The sequence below is a fragment of the Pyrinomonadaceae bacterium genome, assembly GCA_036277115.1.
Taxonomy (GTDB): Bacteria; Acidobacteriota; Blastocatellia; order Pyrinomonadales; family Pyrinomonadaceae; genus UBA11740.
Genome location: DASUNM010000011.1, coordinates 230,357 through 255,000 on the forward strand (window position 1 = coordinate 230,357; position 24,644 = coordinate 255,000).

11 protein-coding genes (1 of these 11 cut by a window edge) are annotated in these 24,644 nt (G+C 57.6%); 8 read left to right on the forward strand and 3 right to left on the reverse strand.

Features of this window, described 5'->3' with window-relative positions; genetic code table 11:
- Positions 1-111: 111 nt before the first annotated feature.
- The 6 genes from VFX97_02845 (at position 112) to VFX97_02870 (ending at position 17,603) form a co-directional block, all read left to right on the forward strand.
- Positions 112-2,187 (forward strand): S8 family serine peptidase, encoded by a 2,076-nt coding sequence (locus VFX97_02845; protein HEX5702139.1) that lies wholly within the window; start codon positions 112-114, stop codon positions 2,185-2,187.
- A 139-nt stretch (positions 2,188-2,326) separates the two neighbouring features.
- Positions 2,327-4,789, forward strand: a complete 2,463-nt coding sequence (locus VFX97_02850; protein ID HEX5702140.1) for a S8 family serine peptidase — start codon at positions 2,327-2,329, stop codon at positions 4,787-4,789.
- Between the two features lie 259 nt (positions 4,790-5,048).
- On the forward strand, positions 5,049-8,663 hold the full coding sequence (locus VFX97_02855) for a S8 family serine peptidase (protein HEX5702141.1): 3,615 nt from the start codon (positions 5,049-5,051) through the stop codon (positions 8,661-8,663).
- A gap of 115 nt (positions 8,664-8,778) precedes the next feature.
- Complete coding sequence (locus tag VFX97_02860; GenBank protein HEX5702142.1) at positions 8,779-12,930, forward strand: hypothetical protein; 4,152 nt, start codon at positions 8,779-8,781, stop codon at positions 12,928-12,930.
- A 134-nt stretch (positions 12,931-13,064) separates the two neighbouring features.
- Complete coding sequence (locus tag VFX97_02865; protein ID HEX5702143.1) at positions 13,065-16,019, forward strand: sialidase family protein; 2,955 nt, start codon at positions 13,065-13,067, stop codon at positions 16,017-16,019.
- Between the two features lie 261 nt (positions 16,020-16,280).
- Positions 16,281-17,603, forward strand: a complete 1,323-nt coding sequence (locus VFX97_02870) for a serine/threonine-protein kinase (protein ID HEX5702144.1) — start codon at positions 16,281-16,283, stop codon at positions 17,601-17,603.
- On the opposite strand, the gene hemH is transcribed toward VFX97_02870, so the two are convergent.
- The 3 genes from hemH to VFX97_02885 all read right to left on the reverse strand — a co-directional run bounded on the left by hemH (position 17,590) and on the right by VFX97_02885 (position 21,523).
- Positions 17,590-18,651: a ferrochelatase gene (gene hemH, locus VFX97_02875; GenBank protein ID HEX5702145.1), complete on the reverse strand. Its 1,062-nt coding sequence runs from the start codon at positions 18,649-18,651 to the stop codon at positions 17,590-17,592. The two genes, VFX97_02870 and hemH, sit on opposite strands and share 14 nt — an antisense overlap.
- 86 nt (positions 18,652-18,737) lie before the next feature.
- On the reverse strand, positions 18,738-19,202 hold the full coding sequence (locus VFX97_02880; GenBank protein HEX5702146.1) for a hypothetical protein: 465 nt from the start codon (positions 19,200-19,202) through the stop codon (positions 18,738-18,740).
- A 104-nt stretch (positions 19,203-19,306) separates the two neighbouring features.
- Positions 19,307-21,523 carry a TonB-dependent receptor gene (locus VFX97_02885; protein HEX5702147.1) on the reverse strand — a complete coding sequence of 739 codons (2,217 nt, stop codon included), beginning with the start codon at positions 21,521-21,523 and terminating at the stop codon, positions 19,307-19,309.
- A gap of 604 nt (positions 21,524-22,127) precedes the next feature.
- Here VFX97_02885 and VFX97_02890 point away from each other — a divergent pair.
- Positions 22,128-23,621, forward strand: a complete 1,494-nt coding sequence (locus VFX97_02890; protein HEX5702148.1) for a hypothetical protein — start codon at positions 22,128-22,130, stop codon at positions 23,619-23,621.
- 33 nt (positions 23,622-23,654) lie between these two features.
- Positions 23,655-24,644, forward strand: the 5' portion of a protein-coding gene (locus tag VFX97_02895) for a hypothetical protein (protein ID HEX5702149.1). 153 nt of this gene lie beyond the right edge of the window; the window shows 990 of its 1,143 coding nt (coding positions 1-990); its start codon is at positions 23,655-23,657; the stop codon falls past the right edge of the window.

The following is a 24,644-nucleotide window of genomic DNA, read 5'->3' on the forward strand; positions in this document are numbered from 1 at the left end:
AGCGTCATGACCTGAATCGGCGCGGGGGCCTCCTGCCGGCAGAGTCAGGCGGCCCCTAAACCGACAGGTGGAAAGACGACCGCATAGAAGAGGAAGAGAAGGAGACTAGCAATGAAGAAAGCAGCCATCATCGTCGCCGCACTTGTTATCGCGCTCGTGCAGTTGGCCGAGCAACGGAGCACCGCGCAACTCGGACTGGGTACGGGCCAAACATCCACTGCCAACACCGCCAAAGTGGATCCGCTGATTGTTAACCACTTCAACTTGCGGGGCGGCCTGAAAGCGATTCCGGTGGTGATCACTTACAAGGCGATGCCTTCGTCGAGCGACCTTAATCGCTTGCAATTGGCCGGTATTACTAAAGGCATCAAGATGCGTGAATTGCCGATAGTGATCGCGCCGATGAACGCGACGCAGTTGGCATCAGTCAGGACACAGCCGGGCGTGAAATCAATTTGGGCGAATCGCATCATGAAGCCTTTCATGAACGAAAGCCGTCGTTTCATCGGCGTGCCCCAAATGATGGCCGACCGCGACGTGCAACTCGCCAATTACCAGAATCCAGGCATGCCGATCTCGGGGAAGGGTGTTGGTATCGGATACATCGACACCGGCATTGATGCGACCCATGCGGATTTGAAGTATGGAACCAAGACTGTTCAGAACGTGATCCAGCCTCATTCAGAGACGACCGTCGGCGATGGCGGGCTGGCCATCGGCATCGGCCTCAACGTTTTTGATGTGGCCTACACAGCCGCCGGCTTCTACGCTCCTGTTTACATCGAGAACCAACCGCACTCCGACGTGGAATCGGGACACGGAACCCACGGCGCAGCAGTTGCGGCGGGCACGGGCGCTCAATCCGGAAACTTTTATGGTGGCGTAGCGCCGGGCGCGCACCTGATCGGGATGAATGCGGGCAACGAGCTCGGACTCCCGCTGGTTACGATTCTGGGTGCGTACGACTATCTGCTGGTCAACCAGTTTGTTTACAACATCAGGATCATTAACAACTCATGGGGCTCATCGCTCTCAGCCGAAGGCATCAGCCCGGATGATCCAATCAACATCGCAACCCGCACCGCGCACGACCGCAATATCGTCGTTGTGTTCGCCGCCGGAAACGCCGGCGATGTAGCGAACGCGATCAACCCGTACTCAACCATGCCATGGACCATCTCGGTGGCCGCCGGTGAGAAGCGCGGCCTGGGCACACCTGCCGGTTTCAGTTCGCGAGGCGTTAACAACGGCGAGGGCACCGACATCGCTGGAATGCCCGCCGATCCAAATGCGGTGCCGAATCTCCGTCCCGACGTTACCGCTCCGGGCGTGGATATTAAGAGCGCACGCATGAAGGGTGTGGGGCTTACAAACACTATCGGCGCCGTGCCGCTCTTTGTAGGCGCAAACGATCTGACGACGATTCCGCCGGCCTATCTGCCGTACTACACAACTTCACAAGGGACCAGCTTTGCCTGTCCGCACGTGTCTGGAGTTGTCGCGTTGATGCTTGAAGCCCAACCGACGCTCACGCCGGACGAGGTGGTGACGATTCTCCGGCAAACGGCGACGCCGATGCCGTATGAAGAAAGGGTTGTGGGCTCAGGCTATGTCGATGCGCACAACGCCGTGCGCCGCGCACTTAACCTCAGTCCGGTGAATCATCCGGCGGACCTATTCCCGGTTGAAGACCCGACGCGCCCTGAGATCACGGACATAACCGGCGATGCTACCGGCACGGATGCGCAGGATATCGTTTCTGCAGACTTCGCATACGACCCGGCTTTGAACCAGATTGTGTACACGCTTGATTTGGTTGATCTCTCAGTAACCGCGCCGAACATGCGTTGGACGGTGACCTCTACATTTGGCGCCACCGATATTTTCGTAACCGCGTCCATTGACGAGGCGGCCACGACCTACGAATACGGAAAAATCACAACGCTGCCGACGGGAACACGCAATCAGGAAACCATCGGACCCGTTGATTCGGGGCAGATCGTTGGAAACAAGATCATCATCCGTCTCTCCGTCGATCGGATTAGCGAGGCCGTCGGATCGAACGTCTTGGGCACCACCACGACGAACACCCAGGCACAGGCGCAAGTTCTGATTGGCGCCTCAGTGACCGGCGGGCTGCTGTTGAGCTCGGACTTGGCGGCCGGCTCGAATTTCCGGGTGCAGTAACAAACAACGGCCGGGCCGAGACATGGAAAATCGGCCCGGTCATTTTTCCGCCCCCTCTCCGCAAGCGGAGAGGAGGGGAGAGAGCCAACCCCAAGGAAGCTTTTTGAAGACGACGACCGAAGCAGGAGGAATTAGACCGATGAAAGTCGTACGCACCAGCTTAGCCGCCTTAGCGCTGATAGTTTTTGCGAGCGCAAGTTTTGCGGCGCCAAAAATCGATTCGGAGTTGGCGTCACGGCTGAAGGTCGCACAACCAGGTATGCAGCTCGGCGTTATTCTGACTTTCCACGGTGACAAAGTAGCGGACTCGCAAATCGCGGCCGTTCGCGGACTCGGCATTACGGCCGGGATTCGCATGAGGAACTTTCCGATTGTCTTTGTTAACGCAACACCTATGCAGATTCGGCAAATGACAAGCTGGAGCCAGTTGCGCTCGATTTATCTCAATGCGCCGGTACAGCTTTATCTTAATCAGACGAAGCCCTTGATTGGGGTGGACCGTCTGCGCACCGACCCCGACTTAACCAAACGAAACAGCGGCATGCCCGTCTCAGGCCGTGGGATTACTATCGCGATCAACGATACGGGCGTTGACGGCACGCACCCGGATGTTGAGTACGACGCGCTCGACCCGATGCGAAAGACCATTCAAAACGTCCTCGTCAACATGAACGACAAGGACGGATTGCTGGTGCGGCCGAATACACTCGGCAACCCGCTCCTGGGAATCCTCCCGCCGGTTTATGTCGAGGATGTGATTAATACCGACTCGCACGGCGGCCACGGAACTCATGTCGCTAGTACCGCGGCCGGCTCCGGCATAGCGAGCGGCGGCCTTTATCAAGGTGTTGCTCCGGGCGCGAACATACTCGGACTCGGCTCAGGCGCAGGTCTGTTCATCATCGGGCAGATTGCCGCGTTCGACTACTGCTTCACAAATCAGTTTCGCTACAACATCCGCGTGGTCAACAACTCGTGGGGTAACTCAGCAGTAGCAGTTGATCCGGATCATCCGATTAATGTAGCCAGCCGTATCCTGCATGACCAGGCGCACATTGTCGTGATCTTCGCCAACGGCAACGACGGTCCGGATGCGAACTCGCAGAATCGTTGGGCGTCGATGCCCTGGGTCATCAACGTGGGCGCGGCGACGAAAGAGGGACGCCTCGCCGGTTTTTCTTCGCGTGGGCTCTTCGGCACTGATCTTCATCCGTCGATCGTAACGCCGGGAACAGGCGGTTCGACGGGTTCGGGTTTGAGCAGCGCGGTGATTGCCGCTCGTGCGCGGGTCAATCCCGCGGCCAATGGCCTGCACACTGATGCTGAAATTCCCGCGGCCTTCGTCGCTAATTACACACAGATCAGCGGCACTTCGATGGCGGCCCCGCATCTGGCCGGAGTCGTAGCCAACATCCTTTCCGCCAACCCATCGCTCACACCTGACGATGTGAAGGCTTTAATCGAGCGGACCGCGACGCCGCTCACTGTCTACGATCAGTTTGAAGCCGGCGCCGGTATGGCGAACGTTCACGCGGCTGTGGATGCTGCTTACAACCCGTCCAAGGCCTACGGTAACTTCGGATTTACCGGGAAAGGTTTGTCGGTTACGCGACTCGATGGTGAAAGAATTCAATCGACGGTGGTGTCAGGAGGAAGTAATACGCACAACATCATCGTTCCCCCTAACGCCCGCTACACTTTTGTGCAGCTCGACTGGGGCGGATCGATTGGCGAAGACGAGGTATTAGTTGATAACACCCAAGTTGTCGCCAACGATATGTCGCTGACAGTTCTGCGCGGCAGTCAACAACTTGCGGCTTCGGACGATATTAATGCCGGTGGACTGTTCGGCGCGCGCGAAGGCATCACGCTGGAATTTCCAGCGGCAGACTTACTCACGGCACGCGTTGAGGCCGGTTTATTCGGCGCCGGAATGGTGGCCGACCAACCCTACCGCCTTACCGTTACGCATTATCTTTACGATCCCACGGAGATTAACGACATCGGGATACTGGACGAAGCCTCTCGCTTGAAAGCTTATCGCCTCGTCTACGACCGCGTCATGTTCACAAGCGCGGGGAGCTTCAGGCCTGAAGCAGAATTGACGCGGATGGAATTGGGCCGCGCCCTGATGTTTGCCGCCCGTGTACCACAATTCATTCCAAACCAACCGAGCTTCTCTGATCTCACCCCAGCGTCGCCCGACGCCCTCGTCGCCGAATCGCTTAGGCGCGAGGGCGTAATGGGCGCAGGCACCGGATCGTTCGCGCCGTCCGCAACGGTTTCTCGGCTTGAACAGGCTGTGGCTTTAGTTCGCGCGTTGCGACTCGATACTCAAGCGAGAGCTCTGGCGAATAGCAATGTGACTAAGGGCGGGCAAGTTCTAACCGACAACGCCGAAATACCCGGTAGTCTTCGCGGCTATGTGCAGATTGCGATCGACAAAGGCTTGATGGAAGCGTTCCCGGCTGAAGTGCGACAGATTGCACCCGGACAATTCCAGGCCATACCCGGTCCGCGTTTTGAGCCAGGCCGCGTCGTCAAGAGAGCAGAGTTTCTTCACCCCGCATCGCGACTGATTAACCTGATGTTCGGCGAATAGGGGTTTCGCCTGTCGAGCAAACGCTCGCTACACGCGCGTGAGGTTCCAGCCTCACGCGCTTTTCTTGTCCGGCCGAATCTTACAAATTGCTTGCACCCGGATTGTGTGGCCTCCCTTTAGGTTGGTTTTCTGGACGGTTTCCCGACCTCAAGCCTGCTCAACCCCGACCCTTCATGAGCCTCAAGTTTTTCTCAAGGCTGTTTTCCTATCCTCTGCACAATTCAGTACGAACTGAAAACACTTCTGGAGGGCTTGTCGAATGTTGGAAAAGAATTCTCAGTTGCGCGCGATATTAACCGCGCTGGTTGTTGTAGCCGTGGCCGCCGTTGTCCTGAGCCGAGCGCTGACTGCTCCTGCAAGCGCGGGCGTTAACACGGTTTCGGTCATCGTCGAATTGCGGGACGAACCCGGTGCTGTTTACAAGGCCCGGACGGAGAAGTCCGGCGGCACGGTGTCGCAGGATCAGCTCAGGGCTTATCGCGATGGGTTGACCGCTAAGCAGAATGCTTTTCTGACGTCGTTGGCCGGCAAAGGCATCAGCGCGACGCTGGTCTCGCGCGACGTAAAGAATTACGACGGCAACATCGCGGCGACTATGCCGCTGCGCTACTCGCTGGTTTACAACGGCATGGCCTTGAAAGTTAGCCAGAATTCCATTGGCGCTCTTCGCAACATGCCCGAAGTTAAGAGCGTACACGCGGACGAAACACTCATCACGACGCTCAACAACAGCGTCTCGTATATCGGCGCTCCCAAAGTTTACGGGAATGCCGCTGAGCTAACTCAGTTCGACACGCTGAACGAGGGTTACGAAGGCCAGGGCATGTATGTGTCGATTATCGATACCGGCATCGATTGGACGCACCCGATGTTCGGCGGCGATCCCACGCCGCCGCGCTTGGCGGTAATGCCGGCGGGACCGACGCAGGCAAATACGAACAAGAAAGTCGTTTACTACCTGCCGCTCACAGATCTCGCCGTTGAAGATGGTTTCGGTCACGGCACGCACGTCGCCGCCACCGTCGCGGGCTATCTGTCGCAAACGCTGGATGGAGTTCGGCTGCACGGCGTCGCGCCGCAGGCGAAGCTCATGTCTTACAAAGTTTGCAGCGACATTAAATCAACGGTCAGCCAGGTTCAGCCCATCGGCGGTTGCGAATCTTCGGACACCATGATGGCGCTGGAAGATTCGGTCTCGCCGTTCACGCTAAACAATCCGCTGTTGCCAAAGCCGGTGGCTCACGTGATCAACATGAGCCTCGGGGGCGGTGGCGGTCCGGATAATCCGACGGCAGTTGCCGCCAGCAACGCGGCCCTGATGGGCACGGTCGTGGTTGCCTCGTCCGGAAACTCGGGCCCGGGAGAAGGCACAACGGGATCGCCCGCGGCGGGTACTCACGTGATCTCGGTCGGCGCGAACACCCATCCGGGCAGCGCCGGTTCAGTTTGGTCGGTAGACGTGCCGGGCAATGCGCGCATGAAGCTCCTCCCGATGCAGGGATCACCAGCCCCCGCGTCTCCAATTACGGCCAAGTACGTGTATGTCGACAGCGCTACCAGCCCGGGAATATTTCCCGCGAATGTGAGCGGGCGCATCGCCCTGGTCAAAGACTGGACCGGCGGGACCTTTTTCGACATGTCCACGCAGGCGACTGCAGCTGGTGCTGTGGCACTAATCTTCATTCGTGAAGATGGCGCAAACGCGGTCAAGACAACGATACCGGCGGCGGTGATCTCCACTGCGAATGGCCAGGCGATGATCAACGCGCTATCGGCCAGCGACAACGACAACCCCGCAAACGGCGCCATCTCGGATTACGACGTCACGCTGAACGGGTTTCTTGGTGGCAGCTTCATGGGAGATATGGCGAGCTTCAGCTCGCGCGGTCCGGTCCGCGGACTCGGTCAGATCAAGCCTGACATTTCAGCCCCCGGCGTGGCGGTGCTGGCAGCTTGTCCGCCGGCGTCTCTTCTGGGCGCCTTGGCCGCAGCCGCGAATCCAACTTCTCCGAACTACATCGCGATCGACGGCACATCAATGTCTTCACCGCATGCAGCCGGAGCGGTCACTCTGATCAAGCAAGCTCATTTGAACTGGTCGCCCGATGTCATTCGCACGGTGCTCATCAACACCGCGACGAACATGCGCGATCAATCTGGCGCCACCAAGCCCGACGGGCCGGATGCCGATTCGATCATCGCGCAGGGCGGCGGTCTGATTGACGTCCCACACGCCGTCAATGCCAGGGCAGCAATGGGCGTGACCGGTGACGGCATCAGCCAGCCGGGCATTCTCGGCAGCTATTCGTTCGGTGAAGTGCCGGTCGTCAACAATCGCATTACGCACACCGCTCCAATCACAGTCACGATCCGTGACTTGTCCGGCCAGGGTGGCACTTACAACCTGAACGTCGCGAACAATCGTGACCTTCAGTTAGCGGGCATCAGCGTAACGACCTCGCAGTCATCCGTGAGCGTACCGGCAAATGGCTCGGCGACGTTCACGGTCAACGCCGCGTTCGACGGCGATCAGATCCGCGACGTAATGGCCGCCAAGACTGTCGGGACGCAAGTAATCTTTGAAAAGATCCAGATGCAATGGTTCGTGACCGCGACCAGCGGCAACGAATCGCTGCGCATGCCTTTCTTCTTCCGTCCCGGCGCAAGTCTTCCGGCCCAGCCCAATGTGCAGACGCTGAATCAAACCGCCACCGTGCCGACCGGCGCTTACGGTGTGCCAGTGGCAGAGGGCGTTACGGAAGTTAGCGTGCCGTTTGAGGTCAGCGCCTCGACGTTCCAAATCGAAGCGGACTTGGAATGGTTCACCCGGCCAACCGGGAGCCAGGAAGACATCGATTACGAACTGCTGGATCCTGATGGAAACGTGATCGCCAGCTCTGGTGGTCCGGCCGGCGCGTCTGAATCGGTCAAAGTTCGAGTTAACCGTGGCGGTACCTATGTGCATCGCGTCCTGGGTTTCGTCAATGCGGCCACTGACGTCAACATCACAACCAGACTTACGAAGGGACCGGCAGCGCCCGCCGCGCAGACGATCCCTGGTGACTTCGTTGATTCACAGAGCCGCAACGTAGATTTCGACGGCTCGTTCACGTTGAGCTGGACGGGTGTTGGTGGCGAGCAGGGCTACGAGGTTCAACAGTCCAGCACGTCAAATCCTGACTGGCAAACTATCGCCACCGTCGATGCCGGCACGACGAGCCATAACCTCACGAACCTGACGAACGACACTTACTCGTTCCGGATTCGGGGAATTCATCCGGGCCAGATCGGCAAGTTCGTCACGAACGCCGGTAACGAGGTCAGTGTGCTGGTCGATCAACGATCGAAAGTCGACATCACCAATCTGGTGACGCAGGCGATATCGAATGTTTCACTCAGCGGCGGTGTCTTCCAACTCGATCTCGCGATGACCAGCAACTCGACTCAGACCTACATCCCGCATGTCGATTTGAACGTTGTCGGAGTTAACGCGGCGAGCGGGACCGTCAAGGTCATCAATGCCGACAACGGCAAAGACGGAAAGAGTGCGGCGAATGCGGCTCTGTTCAGCTACTCGCAAAAACTCGGCGCGGATCAGCTATTCAGTCCCGCTGAGGTTTCCGGCACGCGCAGCTTGCGGTTCCAGGACAGCACCTCCGAGATGTTCACTTTCGACGTCATCGTGACTGCCTATCTCGCAAGTGGCACCGGCGGCGCGGGGACTCAAGGTGCCGCAGCTCCGCCTCCTGCCGGCGGCGGTTCCGGCAGCGGCCTGACCGGTCAGTTACCGCTGACGAAAGTAACTGGGGTGATGCGCTTCACCGCTAATCCTCTTACTAAGAAAGTAACTGCATCGCTCATCAAGTTGAACTGACGAGCGCTTTCTCACGAGCCAGGCAAGGAGCAAAAGCCTTTGCCTGGCTCGGATGCTTTTCCCGAAGTGTAGGTCTTTCAAACGGTTTCTTTACTAACTACGGAGTGAGACTGCGATGAAAAAAGGTTTGATGATAATCGCCGTGTTTGCCTTGGCAGCACTTGTCCTGTGGGCGTCACCGTTTACCAGTAGCGCTCAGCAGTCCAATGACGATCCTGATGTGCCGCGACTGTGGAAGAACGTAATGAGCAAGGAAGAATATAAGCTCAGACGTGAAGAGCATGTCAGTTTGCTGCGCGGTATCGGCACCGGCCTTCCCTTCAATCCTTCCGTCAGGATGCGAGCCATCGACCAGCTGAACTTTCAGCAGCGGCGTTTATTTGGCGAGCCAGGGCAGCAGGGAACGGGTGGCGCCGGAACGCAGACGCAATCGGCGACCTCATCAGCATCAGCGATATCAGGGACCTGGACGCCCATTGGCCCGTTCCCGATTCCGAACGGGCAGACTGTAGGAATTTCGACGCCTGTCAGTGGACGGACTGTCGCGGTGGCGATTCATCCGACGAATCCCGATATCGTTTACGTCGGTACGGCGCAGGGTGGTTTGTACCGCAGCACAAATGGCGGAACGACGTGGATACCAATGATGGATGGCGCGCTGTCGCTGGCCATTGGCACTCTAACTTTAGCGCCTTCGAATCCTGAGATCCTGTTTGTCGGCACCGGCGAGCAAACTTTTTCAGCCAGCAGTTTCTTTGGCGTCGGTGTCTATCGCATCGAAAACGCGAGCAGCGCTAATCCAACGATTAGCGGTCCTATCAATCGTGACGCCGCTAACAACGATGTCTTCAGTGGCCGCGCGATTGGCGATATTCTCGTCCACCCAACCGATCCAAACATAATTTTCGTAAGCACCACTTCCGGTATCGGAGGCATCGGGCCGAGCCAGCTCGGTACCGTCCCGAACCGTGGTTTGTTCCGATCCACCAATGCCATGTCCGGCGCGCCGAGCTTTACTAAGCTGGCGGTCACGTCACATGGAGTCGGCGAAAATCGCGCAATCGTGGATCTGGTGATGGATCCCGGCAACCCGAATCGCATCGTTGCTTCAGTGGTCGGTAACGCAGCAATCGCCACTACTAATCCGCCGCAGCCGGCAGACAACGGCGGCCTGTTCCTGAGCACGAACGCGCTCGCGCCCGTTCCTTCTTTCGCCAAGACCCTGGACATAGCCGGAACGACGTCGTCGGCGACGCGGACTGAACTCGCCATTAATAGAATCGGTAGTGCTGTCACCATCTATGCAGCATCCGCCGTGGGCTCCGGCACAATCTATCGATCGAGTGATGGCGGCGAAACCTGGACCCAAACTGTCAATAACAGCTTCTGTAGTCCGCAATGCTTCTATGACATTGCCATCGGCATAGACCCAACTAACGCGAACCGGGTTTACCTCGGCGGCTCGCCGGCGCTGGCTTTCGGCATTTCGACCAATGGCGGTGCTTCGTTTACCGCCAGCGAAAACGGCTTGCACGCCGACTCGCATGTGATCGAAGTCGCGCCGTCAAATCCGCAAGTCGTCTACTTCGGCAGTGACGGCGGCATTTACCGCTCGGACAATGCGGGTGCGAACTGGACCAGCCTGAGCAACTCAACGTTCAGCGCGACGCAGTTCATGAGCATCGCGATTCATCCGTCGGATCCGAACTTCACCATTGGCGGCACACAGGACAATGGAACTGAGATGCTCCGCTTCGACGGCACGTGGACACGTACAGACTATGGCGACGGCGGATATGCCGCGATCGATCAAAGTTCGCCAGCAGCAGGCGCGACGATGTATCACACGTACTACAACTCGAACGCGCTCGGAGGCTCAGTCGTCGGTTACGCTTTCAGCGAGGACACGAACGCCTTTGAGAATTGGAGTTTCCGCGGTTGCCAGATCGGCGGCACCGGCAACGGCATCACATGCACTGACTCAGTCTTGTTCTATGCGCCTTTGGAACTTGGACCGGGCAGTCCGAACACCGTTTATTACGGAACCGACCGGCTCTATCGTTCGGACAATAAGGGTTTGGTCCACACGATCGTCAGCCAGGCTCCGATTGAAGTAAATCCGGGGGTGACCACACCTCCCGCAGTCGGGGCGGCGCCGCAAGCCGGTATTCCGATCAGCTCGATCGGAATCGGCCCAACCAACGACAACATCCGCCTGGTCGGTTTACGGAACGGAGGCATCTGGGGCACGACGAACGGCTCGGCCACGCTAACGAATCTCGATCCGAACAACGTGGTGCCTAATGTTTTCGTAGCGCGTGCGGCGATCGATCCCAACAATCCAAACACAGCCTATGTGACGCTGTCGGCTTTTGGGGTGGCGAGCGTTTGGAAGACGACAAGCTTGAGCGCGCCTAATTGGACGCCGGCCAGCGGTTCAGCCGACACAGCGATTCCGCAGGTGCCGGTTAATGCGTTCGTGATCGACCCCACGAATTCGAATCGCCTTATCGCCGGGACTGACATCGGCGTGTACAGCTCGGAAGATGGCGGGACGACCTGGACTCCGGTCGGTACGGGTCTGCCGCGCGTCGCGATTTTTGACATGGGGATTACTTCTGAGCGGAAGCTTCGCATCGCGACGCATGGCCGCGGGATGTGGGAAATCCTTCTGCCCGGCGCGCAGGTCAGTCAAAATCCAATCTTTGCCGGAGTGGCCCACGTCATCGACAGCCAGCAATGTGATCGTCTGACGCTGTCCTGGCTACCTGCCAACTCTACTAATCCAAGCGCCGACATCGTGTACGACATTTATCGAGTCAGTTCGATGCCTGAAGGCGATGGGACGCAGGAACCGCGCTTCGCGCCTTCTTCGGCAAACCAGATCGCTTCGGGAGTTCGCGGCGCCACATATGCGGATGGCGGACTCACTCGGAACCAGCCTTATTACTACATCGTCCACGCGCGCGACCTGCACAACGGACGCATCGATACAAACAATAACGGAAACCGGATCGTGCGCGTCGGGGCGCCGACGTCGCCGAACACAGGCGGTGTGCCGCTGTTTGCGAAAGAGACGTTCGATACCTCAGCCGCCAACAGTCGCTTTACTCCCGGTCTTCAGGATTCAGCAGCCCCGAATCAGAGTCTTCCGGCTTTCCAACGTGTGCAGAATCTCGATTTCGGCGGGACTTCTTCCGCGGGAATGTACGCGCCGGACTTCAGTCCCGGGGACGAGCTCGGAGCTCCGGACCCGGCCGGAACTCACCACGGAGCGGTAAGCGACTTTTCCGCCATCATCGGTCCGTTTACGGTAACGGCCGATTCGATCATGGAATTCGACCATCGCTTTAATACGGAGTCAGGCTTTGACGGCGGCGTTATGGAAGTTGCACTCGGCGTGCCAAGCTTCAACGCCACTCCGTTCCCGGACAATGTGACGACCTTCGATCTTGGTAATCACATGATTCAGAACGGTTACAACGGCAAACTCGACGGGCTACTGGTTAATCCCGTCATGTTGTCCCCGTTACAGGGACGGCGCGCCTTCACCGGCTCCCGCGGTTTGAGTCGCACGAAAATTTCGTTGCGGGCATTTGCCAACGGTGGACCGCTTAATCCAAGTGCCCTGCCGGTTTATATCCGGTTCCGCATGACTTCGGACGCCGCGTCGACGCCCGGCGTGCTGAGTGGTTGGTACATCGACAATGTTTCAATCAGCGACCTTAGTAGCTGCGTTTTGCCACCACCTCCGGCGCCCAACGTAACTTCGTTGGTCAGTCTGGCGACGGCCAATCCAGGTTCGTCGGGCGGCGTCAGCCAGTACGACCTGACCGTTAAGAACGTGTCAGCGCAGGCTATCTATGCGCCGTTGCGGCTCGAGGTCGCCAGCATTAGTTCCTCCAGCGGACGCGTGACGGTCGCCAATGCTGACAATGGCCAAACCGGCGCGGGCGCGGGATGGGATTACAGCACGAAGGTTGGCGGCGACAACACTCTGTCACCTAATGAAACTTCGTGGGCGCGGACGTTGAAATTCAACAATCCAAACAATGAAGCATTCACCGTCAACTTCAGAATCACCGGGTATCTCGATCCAAGTGCCGCGGCCGCAGCGTCCGGTGGCGGTTCATCCGGTGGAGGCGGTAGCGGAGGGTCAGAACAATCAACTTCCAGCGGGCTGGGTCCAGCCAGTGTCATGCCGGCGCTTCATAGCCTGACATACAACCCGCTGCTTAAGACTGTTACGTCGAAACTTCTTAAGTAGAATTCCGAGCCAGACAGAAACGAATTTTGTCTGGCTCGATTCTTTTCGGACATGGCGTGCGAGAGCTCTCGCGCAGCTAAAAGGGGAGTGACTCAAGAATGTCGGCTCGTGACCGATAGAGAAGGAGTTTCCAAATGTTCAAGCGTGACCAGGCAATTAAAGGCTCCAAGACCTCACGTCGGCGATTCTCACTCGCGGCGGCGGTGTGGGTGTTGTTGACGGCCATCTTGATGGTGATTAGCTCCGGCGCTTACGGTGCAAATTCGGCTTCGAGAACGGTATCTGAGGCTAATTCGCCAACAACTTTGGGGCGCCAAATCCAGACGCCGAGTCCGTCCCCGACGCCTAATGTCAACACGATTACATTTGGAAACAACACGATGGCCGATTTCTCCGCCACCAGCGGCGAGCCGATCATCAAGGTCAACAAGCAAGACCGCATCTTCGTGACTACGCCCTTTGGCTTGAGCACTTCGATCAGCATGCTCTGGCGTTCGGACGATGGCGGCCGTAGCTACCTGCCGCTCGGGCCTCCGATCCTGCGCGACGCCGCGTTGGGACCAGGGGGTGGCGATTCAGACGTGGATTTTGACGATCATAACCGCGTTTACTTTATCGATCTCTGGGCCGGTTGTGTCACTGTCGCGGTTTCTGAAGATGGCGGCAACACATTCCCGACGGACCGGACCAGCTACGTATCGTGCATCAGCGGCGAGACGATGGGCGCGATTGATGACCGGCAATGGATCGCAGCCTACGGCGACGGAAGGGCCTACATGACTTGGCGCCGGTTCACGGGTCTTTCGCCCCTGCCGTTTTACATGTTCAGGACCCGCGATGCCGGGCGGACTTGGGACCAAGGTCGAGAACTCGGCCTGGTCTCGCAATCGGGTCCGCTCAAGATCGACAAGACGAAGCGGCGCGTGACGGTCGGAGGCCAGGAGCGCGACGCCATACTCATCTATCAGATCTATTTCAATGGAAACGATATTCGCATGTTCCGGATGACGGACCTCGACGACGGCAGCGACCCAGTCGTCGAAGACTTTCGCATCTATAACGGGGGCAGCGAAGACACGAGCAACGTCTTCCCGGTGATAACCGTTGACCGCGCCGGCAACCTGTATGCTGCCTGGTCCCAGGCGCAATCAACGCCGGGCACCAGCCAGAGGATATTCATGGCGACTTCCACCGACCGCGGCCAAACCTGGTCGCCGCGTAAGCAGGTCAGCACCTTCACGGGCACAAACATAATGCCCTGGATCGTGGCGGGCGATCCCGGTCGTGCGGCAATCGTTTGGTATCGAAGCGCGGTCGCCGGAAACCCGAACAGTCTGGCGAGCGAGTGGATGATTCACATGGCGCAAACGCTGAACGCGTTTGACGCTGTGCCAACTTTCCAGACCGTGCCGGTGAGCCAAAACATCGTGCACCGCGGAGAGATTTGCACGGATGGAACGACCTGCGACGCGACGGGGCGCGACCGAAGTTTCCTCGAATACCCCTCTATTGACATGGACTCGACCGGTGCGGCGGTGGTTGTGTATAACGACAACACTAACCAATCCGAAGGCCCTTACGTGATGACGGCCAAGCAGGCGTCGGGGCCGAGCTTGCTGGCGTCGGTCGGATTTTTGGGAGGAGGACCGGGCACAGTTTCGGTCACCACGCCGGCTGCCGATTCAACCATCCGGACCAACAGTCTCACCATCGAAGGCACACACACTGTTCCACCAAAGAACTTCGACCGGGACGAAACGGGTGACGCGCACTTCCGCTCTACGGGGGCGAATATGCCTGGGGCCGACCTGCGCTCGGTCGTGCTGCGGGAAGAGGGAGACGCGCTGGTACTGACGATGCAGGTTGCGGACCTAACACCCGCTGCAAGATCCAGTGCGGCCGCGTCGGTAGCAAACGGCGATGGCATGCTTTACTTGACGCAGTGGGACTATGCCGACACGGTTTATTGGCTTGGCGCCGAAGCGCGTGCGACGGGCACAAGCTACTACACCGGCACGCTAGGCATGATCCGCTCGGCGACGTCGAAGAAATTTATTACCTACAACCCGGACCCGGTTAAGTCGCAGCAGGTCCAGGGGCAAATGACGCAAGCCGTGCCAGGCGTAATCACGATTCGAGTTCCGAAAAACCAGGTGGGCAGTCCACCAACCGGCGCGCAGTTCCACTCGCTTACGGGTTATGCGCTTTCAGAGCGTGGGCCACTTATTCCTATCGGCACAAATCTGCCCAACGGGCCGTTTCCTGCGCCAAAGACGAGCGGCGTCACGCCTGGTCCGACGTCGCTGCCCGTGCAACTCGACGCTGCGGGGGCGGTGACATACACAGTAGGCGCCGGCGTTCCGACATTAGACGGCATCGTTGAAGTCTCGGTCGACGATCCGACCTTTAGCTCGCCGCGACTCGCATCGTTCTCAACCGATCTGGGAGAAGCGCGTTGGCAGTTGCCGCTGTCAGTCGCTGAGATGACAACAGGTTTGCACATGGTCTATGTGCGGCAGCGCATCAATGGTCGCGTTCCGTCGCCCGTCGTCTCAGTGCCGTTTACCGTGGCGGACACGATCGAACAAACCGTCACTTCGATGGTCAGCTTCGCCACCTCGAATGCGCGATCATCCGGAGGCATCAGCCAGTACGACATGACGATCAGGAACATATCGTCACAGACGATCTTTGCGCCGGTGCGTCTTGAAGTTGCCAGCATTACTTCGGCCGGCAGCACTGTGACGGTCGCTAACGCCAACAACGGACTGGCTGGTCCCGGCGCCGCGTGGGACTACAGCAGTAAGCTTGGGGCTGATAACGCGCTAACCGCGAACGAATTGTCAGGTGCGGTTAATCTTCGATTCAACAACCCGAACAACGTGGCGTTCACAGTGGTTTTCAGGGTCATCGGCGGCCTGGCCCGGGCGTCCGGCTCGAGCGCGACGAGCCATGAAGCCGGCGCAGCCACCCCCAGCAGCGCTGCAGCGCCCGGGCCTGCCGGGACAGGCTCTGTGCCCGAGGTACTGTTGGGTGTTAGCTACAACCCGGTGCTGAACCTTGTGACGGTAACGTCCCTAAAACCGTAGGTAAGGGAAAGAACAAGAGCCGAATCCCATAAACTGGCTTGTGCCGGCTGAACTTAGCGCCTCTTCGAGCTGACTCCACAGTTCGGAGAGGCACTTTTCTATCGGCTCTCCAACTCTTTCTCTTGTTTTCGCTTTAGCCGCTATCGTATAGTCAAACACGGAGTCGCCCCGCTATTTACTCCGCACTGCAAGTCATTCACCGGCTGCCCCGCCGGTATCCTCGTTAGCTAATTTTCAGCAGTCCTCGCACGTTCATTCCGCATGACCAGTACATCTGAGTCGTATAGCACTCGCACAAACCGGCCGAAGCTCGTTCCGGGAACTGAACTGCAGAATCGTTATCGCGTCGTGCGCCAGCTCGGCAAAGGCGGGATGGGTGCAGTCTATGAAGCGATCGATGTGCGACTGGATGTGACCGTCGCGATCAAGGAAGCGTTTTCCACCGACGCGCGCCTGCGAAAACAGTTTGAGCATGAAGCGCGTTTGCTCGCGCAGCTTCATCACGCGGCCCTGCCGCGCGTCATGGACTATTTCAGTGAAGGCGAACGCGTGTTCCTGGTGATGCAGTTTATTGAGGGGGAAGATCTCGCCGAGATCATCGCCAGGCAACCCGGACCCTTGCCAAGGAGCACCGTGATTGCGTGGGCAGATCAGCTACTCGACGCGCTCATTTATCTACACACGCGCGCGCGGCAGATAATTCATCGCGACATCAAACCGCACAATTTGAAACTGACTGCCGACGGAAAGATCGCCTTGCTCGATTTTGGTTTGGCGAAAACTGATTCCGACACGTCGGCAGTAAATTCTTCCTCCAGCATTTTTGGCTTCACCCGCCGCTACTCGCCGCCTGAGCAGATGCAGGATCAAGGTACTTCTCCCCAAAGTGACATCTACGCGCTCGGCGCAACGCTCTATCACTTGCTGACTGGAGTGAAGCCGCCGGACGCGATGGTGCGGACGAAGTCGATTGCCAAGGCAGAAGCCGATCCGTTGCAGCCGGCGCATGAGCTTCACGCCGCGGTTGGTCCAGAGATCTCGGCCATCCTGCTGAAGGCGATGGAGTTGAATCCCGCTCGTCGATTCAAGGATGCAAACGAATTTCGCGAGGCGCTGAAACAACTGGGGCGTGAGAACATGCGCGCGCTGCCAAACTGGAGCGAGCAGGGCGCCAGCGATGGCGCCGGTCGTCCCCACATTAACGTCACCGTTGTGAGGCAACCGACCGTCGATCCTTTTGATAGCTACTCGATCTTGAAGCCGGCCGAAATGGATTGGTTGTTACCCAAGCCCAGCCGTCGTCCGTTTGTGGTCATTGCGCTTATCGGTTTGGTGCTGGTCGGCGGTGTTTTCGCTTTCTCAGACGCGAACGGTTGGCCCGACGTGTCGAAGGCTGCAGTTGATTATGTGAGAGCTAAACGCGGCACCAGCGACGATAAGAAGCCGCTGGAAAACTCGCGCCCAAACAGTCAGGTGAATCTGCGCAGCTCAGAACGTGCCGGCAAGCACTCGCGGAACGAACAACGAAATCGAAAGTCGCAGAACGGAAGAGCACAGACAAAGCGAACCGTTAGCGAGCGCTAGCCGCTGACACGCTCACTAGCTGAGGCTGGTCCACAGTCGTCCGAATTAGATTGGCCGCGGCCCTGACCCAGAGTGGATGTTCGTTGACGCAGGGAATCAGGGATAGCTCTTCACCGCCCGCTTCTTTAAATTCCTCGCGGCCGCGAATTCCAATTTCTTCCAAGGTCTCAAGACAATCGGCCACAAACGAAGGGCAGGCGACGGCAATTCTCTTGATGCCGCGCTTCGGCAACTCCTCCAGGAGCTTTTCAAACGAGGGGCCGATCCATTCGTCTTTGCCGAACTGCGATTGAAAGCAGGTGGTGAACTCGTCCGGTTTCAAGTCCAGGGCCGACGCGATGGCGCGCGAAGTCGCGTGGCATTGCGCGCGATAACAATTTTGATTCCCTGAACCGATTTGCGCGCAGCAGGCATCATTGTTTTGGCAATAACCGGCGGTGTCGATTTGCTTGATATGACGAACAGGGACGCCGTGATAGCTGAACAGAAGGTGGTCGGCTGAGTGTGTCTCGAAATGTTCTCTGACAATCCACGCCCACGCTTCGATGAGTCCTGGATCGACGTAGAACGGATCGACAAACTTCAGCTTGTCGGTCAGCGCGAGCTTCTTCGCTTGCTTCTTTGTTTCGGCCACCGCTGTTTGGAAACTAGACTGTGTGTATTGCGGATAGAGCGGAACTGCCACGATGCGATCAACGCCAGCCTTTTTCAGATTCGCTAACGCTGCCTGGATCGACGGATTGCCGTACCGCATGCCAATCTCGATCACGTAGTCGTCTGACAATTCGCTTGCGAGGCCTGTCGCGAACCTCCGCGTGTACACCAGCAACGGCGAGCCTTCTTCCATTTGAATCTTCTGATAGTGCTCCGCGATGTAGTGTTTACGCCGCGGCACAATGACTCGATTCACCAGCAGCCAGCGTTTGAGGTAAGGCATGTCGAGCACGTACTCGTCCATTAGAAATTGACGCAGATACGGGCCCAACGCCTCCGGTGTCGGTTCGTCGGGTGTGCCTATGTTGGTTAGTAGAACGCCGGTGGTAGTCATGCAGTTTGGTTTGAAGCGTAACGGATTCTCGCACTAAACAACGGTGGAAAGCTATTTGCTACTCGTCGGAACCGGTCAGCGAGTTCTTATGCGGACATCCGTCGCAAATTTGTGAAGATAATGAAAGTGAATCCCTTATCGTCCGGACAGCGGTAGGCCCCCTTGGCATTTAGGAGCTTTGCCGAGACGCTGGTCATTGCCCAGCCATCCAGTTCATCCGCATTCCACTTCTCTTGCGTAAGCTCCTCCAGGTTGTGTTCTTCGCCGAATTGTTTGACAACAAGAATATCGGTTTTCACCGATTCGAGAATGCTCGGATTAGCCCATGACCACAGCCAGGTGTTGCTGATGGTCGAAAGTGTGCCCACAACTTGAAAGTCAGCGATCAATTTCGCAACGCCTTTATCCGAGAAGATAAATTCGCCAGTCTCCTGGTTATAGTCCCAGCGCTCGTAACCGCCCAGGGAATATTGTTCCCTCAGGATGCCTTGTTGAGCTTTTAGATACTCGGTCGATTCGTGTTCGAATTGATTAAACTCTGCTTCTGTCATAAGAGACCCCAAGTCAGTCCGCATAACGTCAAAGCGTAGTCAGAATACTCGAAACCCGCGCGGGCTCATGCCGCGTTACCATGATCGAAACAGCTAAGACGCCCTCAGAAAAATCTCACAGTGTAAGTAACCCTTACGCCGCGTCCGATCTCGGGCGCGAACTCTTTAATGAACGAGAGGTGATTTCGGTATAAGCGATCGCCGAGGTTGAAGGCGTTGAAAGAAATGATGTGGGCGCTGTGCTGCCGCGCAATCAGATACGAACCGCCAATATTGAACAGACCGTAGCCGGCCGTTCTTGTCTCAGTCGGAAACAGATTTTCCTGGGCGTCGGCAAACAGCGCTTCCGGTTTGATCGTTAGACCTTTGTAGCGAAACTCAACACCGACGCGTCCGCGGAGCGGTGGAATTCGCGGCAGGGGCGTGTCCGTATCGGTGAGTTTTGCATTGACGTAATCAGCGCCCAGATTAAGCCAGACATTTTTGTGCAGCTCTGCGTCCAGGCGGCCCTCGAAACCGGTGAATCGCGAAACACCCTGACTGTACACGGCCTCGATCAAACCGTCCTGGATGTTTCCCGTCGGCGCGAGGAACACAAAATTGTCGATGTGATAGAAGAAGCCGTTCAGTTCCGCGCGCACGCGTTTCGATGAATGACGCAAACCGAAATCAAGTCCGTTGCCGAGTTCGCGCGTCAGATCGAGATTGCCGATCTCAAACGTTGCATTACCCGGATGCGGACCTTCGTTGTAGAGCTCGTCCAAGGACGGCGCGCGATACGAATGCGAATAGTTCACGACGAACGCTCCCCCCGTCCAGGTGTTCACGCGCAGACCGATCGCGCCCGAGAACCCGGTGAAACTGCGATCCGGCAACTGACCGCGAACCGGATCTAATGACGGCCGGTACCGGTTGGTCTCGACGCGCCCGCCAATCTGCAGTGCGGCATGCTCAAACTTAATCGTCTCGAGCGCGAAGACAGCAAACGAATCCTGTTTCGTGGGCGGCGCGAGGGCTTCTGCGCCGGCGGATTCATAGTTTCGATGCATGCCCCAGACGCCGAAGCTCCCAGTCAAACGCCCGCGCTTCTGCTGATCGAACGTGCCCCGGAAGATCGTCGACTTGTTTGAAAATGTGGTGTTGACCGCGTCGGTTTCCGCATCAATCTCTGAGTGGGTGTAGTCGGTGTACTGAACGGAAAACTTCGCGTTTTCTATGAATGACTTCATTTCGCGAAAGCCGCCGTTGAATTGAATGCTGTGACGTCGCGGAGTTAGATAGACCGCTTCCGCGTCCGGATCTGCCGGATTGAAAGGAATGCCATAGCGGCGCTTGTCAAAATGGTAGTTGGCGCTGAAGAAACCACGACCCGGGTAAAAACCGATCCCGGTGCTGACGTTGCCACCTCTTGCATACGAGTTCGTAATCCTCCCAATTGGCGTCAGATAGTTGTTGGCCTTTTGCGCACCGCCGTTAGCCCAGAACAATAACTTGTCGGTGCCGGCTTCAATACCCGCGCTGCCTCCGGCCTGCCAACTGTTCGTGCTGCCGAGCGTCGTCAGATATCCGTTAACGCCTTTATGCGGTGATTCGTGTCCGTCGATCGCGTTCACGACGCCCCCAATGGCGTTGCTGCCGTAGAGTAACGTCGCCGGACCTTTCACCACTTCGACGCGATCGACTGAAAGCAGATCGACAGGTTCTGAGTGGTCACCGGACTGAGAGCCGAGCGCACCAACGCGCATTCCGTCCTCAAGCACCAAAACGCGATCACCGTCGAAGCCGCGAATGACCGGCCGTGACGGCGCCGGACCGAAGGAACGTTTAGCTACACCCAGCTCGTGATCGAGGGCTTCGCCGAGACTGACTGGATTCTTCTGTGCGAGTTCGACTGAACTGAGCACAGTCACAGACTGAATTGATTGGGAAACGGATTCTTCAGTGCCTGTGGCTGTGACTGTGACCGTCTCGCGGACGCCGCTCAATTGAATCCGGAAGTCTTGCGTGATGCTGCCGGAGCCGGGAACGGCCACTCTCTGCACGACGTCGTTCGCGCGATCGAGATGAGCTGCTACATCGAAATTTCCGGGAGGCACATTCTGAAACTCATACTTGCCGTGGTCGTCGGTCGAAACGGTTCGCCTTAATTGAAGAATGGTGACTGACGCGCCATGGACTGGCGTGCCCGTATCGCCGAGCGTGACGGTGCCGCTCAGCGTTGTGGAGCCGGTTTGTTGTGCGTTGGCGGTTGCTTGCGCTCCGCAAGTGACAATCGATAGGAAGAATGCGGTATTGCAAAAGATTCTCTTAGCCCTTGTCATGCATGGCCTGCCTCTCTGTAAACGCCAGCGGTATTCGGCCGGGTATGGACCCCAACTCGCTGGCCATTGTGAAATGCGCAAGGCGATTTGCCCGGCGCAAGCGAACGGCGGTTTGTGGCTCTAGAGAATCGTGGGGGGCGCGCGACCGTGTTGGACGGTCGTGAATTCACGCAGGTGCAAGCATTCCGGGGTTGCAGAGTGCGCTGCCTGTTGATGCAGCGTGTTAATGCTTGCCGGCTGACTTAGAAGGGTCGTCGCCAGGTTGTGATGCAGTTGGCAAATCAGGCATTCTGACGACAGGTTCTGTCGTGATGAAGATCTGGCTGGCTCGTTTTCCTGAACGGATGAGCAGGGAGTCTTTTCAGTCGCGGAAGTCTCGATGCAATTGCTGACTCTCTCCGCGTTCAGGTTCGTGTCGGTTGCAGCATGGCCGTGGGTCACTTCGACGGTGCTTCCCCATGCGATCACGGCTAGAAGAACCGCGGCGGTGACACGGAACCGGAATTTGAAACCTTGGCCTCTACTGAACACTGCTGATTTGATGATTTCCTTTGAGGCATAGTTTATTGCCGTAATAGTTGTGGGTCAATCAACGTTGAAGACAATGGCTACCGGTTGGTTGAAGAAGATGATGGTGTTAGCTGCCGCGGTTTGCGGCGCGCTGCTGTTATTCCCCACGGGCGTGGCCGCTCAAAAGGAAGAGGTCAAGATCGAATTACTTCCCGAGTCAAACGCTGTTCGCGTGGAGGTTTCGGGCGCGCCCCATAAGACCTGGTCGTTTCGGGACGCGTATGCCGGAGTCATTGGCCTCGGAAGAAGAGTCCGAAAGTTTCAAGCCCTCGACACACCGGGCTCAAAAAACAGTGTTCGCGAGTTGGCGCCGGGGCATTTTGAGTTGGGAGCGACTGCTTCGGGAGTCAGCTATGAAGTTGATCTGTCGCCACCCTCGCGCCCCGCTGATGCGGCGTTTGTGTCCTGGCTAACAAAAGAACGGGGCATTTTGCGGGTGAGCGATCTGCTGCCGCTGCGAAGTGTACAGCCGGGCAGTGTGGCCCGTGATGTCCAGGTAACGATCAATACACCTCAAGGCTGGGGAGCGTTCTCCAACGAGGAGGTGACCGCACTTCGCGCATACCGGTTCGCTGATTCTGACGCCGCCATAATCGTCGTCGGGAAAAACCTCCGCCGTTCCGTCCGCAACGCGTCCGGGACCCTCTTCAAACTTCTGATCGATGGCGCTTGGGCGTTTCCGGATGAAGAGGCGATGGAAACGCTTCAGAAAGTCATCCGACTGCACAGCCAGATCGGAAATCTGCCGTGTAATCAGGTGACACTGGTGCTATCCACATTCCCAGCGGGCGCAGTCTCGGCGAATAATTGGGCTGCTGAAACCCGCGGCTGCAATGTCGTGGTGCTAATGGGGCAGACGCCGTCGCGCGTTGGTGCGCTAGCGCAGCTCGGCAATGCGCTGACACACGAGACGTTTCACCTGTGGATTCCGAACGGCGTTGCGCTCAGCGGCGACTACGACTGGTTCTACGAGGGATTCACGATGTATCAGGCTGCACGTGCAGCCGTGCAACTCGGGCTGGTGACCTGGCCGGAATTTCTAAACGCGATTGCGCGGGCCTATGACGGATCGGCGGTGACGGCTAGTGCACAGCCACTATCATTGGTTGACGCATCAAGGCAGCGATGGACGATCGGGGCTCCATCCGTTTATTCAAAGGCGATGGTCGTGGCGTTTCTTTATGATTTGAATTTGAGGTCTCAAACAGGAGGGAAGCGTTCGCTCGATGATGTCTATCGGCGGGTCGTTCGCGATCATCCGAGCACGTCCACAGTAAAACAGGCACAAGCCGACGGCAACGGTGTGGCTACGACGGCGCTGCGAAACGAACTCTCGTCCCGGAATTTTGTTGAGCGTTTCATCACCGCGCCTGTGTCGATAGATTTGAAGAGCGAGCTGGCGCCGTTCGGTTTGCGCGTTGAAAAGATGGTGCGAACTCACATTTCCGTTAGCGAAGACATCACCAAGCGTCAACGCGATTTGCTGAAGCAGTTGGGTTACAATGAGCCGCGCTCGCGGAAAAGATAGCGCGCGTTATCGTAGATTCTTTAAGTGATATCGATGTTTACAAGTTCCTTCGCCAGATTCGCTGCGCTGCTGTGCGCCACACTTTTGCTTGCTGGATGCAGCACTTTTGCCAGTCGGGGCAACACTGGAGTCGTCGTCTCGCGGCGCGCTCAGATTCGCAGCTCTACAGCAGTCGTGGCGGCCGATCTGCTGGAGGTAAGTCGCGGGGACTCGGTTGAGATTCTTGACTCAACTGAGGTTCCTGATCCGACGGACAACTCAAGGAACGAGTTGTGGTATCGCGTCCGCGCAACGGACGTCGATAAGACCGAAGGGTGGGTCGAAGCGCGCAACATCATGCCCGAGGATGTGCTCGAGAAATCGCGCAAGCTCGGCGAAGAGGACAAGGACATTCAGGCGCAAGCCACCGGCCAGCTACACGCAAGTTCCAACTTGCGACTGACGCCAGAGCGGACTACGAATGACAACATCATGATGCGGCTCGACAGTGGATCGAGTTTTGAGATTGTCGGGTGGAAGCGCATCCCAAGGGTTAAGGACGCTGAAACTGAGAGCGATGTGGCTCCTAAGGCTGGGAGCGCCGCCGTCACAACTCGAAGGACTGGCCGCGGTGATGAACGAGCCGAAGAAGAGCAGGAGACGACGGAACTTTGGTACAAGGTGCGTCTGGCGCCGGAGATTTCGCCGGCGCCCGCTGGTTGGATCTTTGGAAAGCAAGTCGAGCTCACGGTTCCCAGTGACATCATCTATTACCGTACGGGAAGGGAATTCGTTGCCTGGCGCCGTCTCGATGAAGAGCCAAGCGACGAAACGTCGGCGACGACGAAGACAAAGGACGTTGCGAAGGAATCGCGTCCCGGTAGTTGGGTGATTCTCGAACGGAGCAATCCAAAGAATGAGCCGCGCAAGATCGGCGAACCAGACTTCGATCGGATTTACGTGCTCGGTTACGAGAAGCACGATCAGGATCACTACACTGCTTATCGCAGTCCGGACGTCGAGGGTTATTTGCCCGTGCGGGTC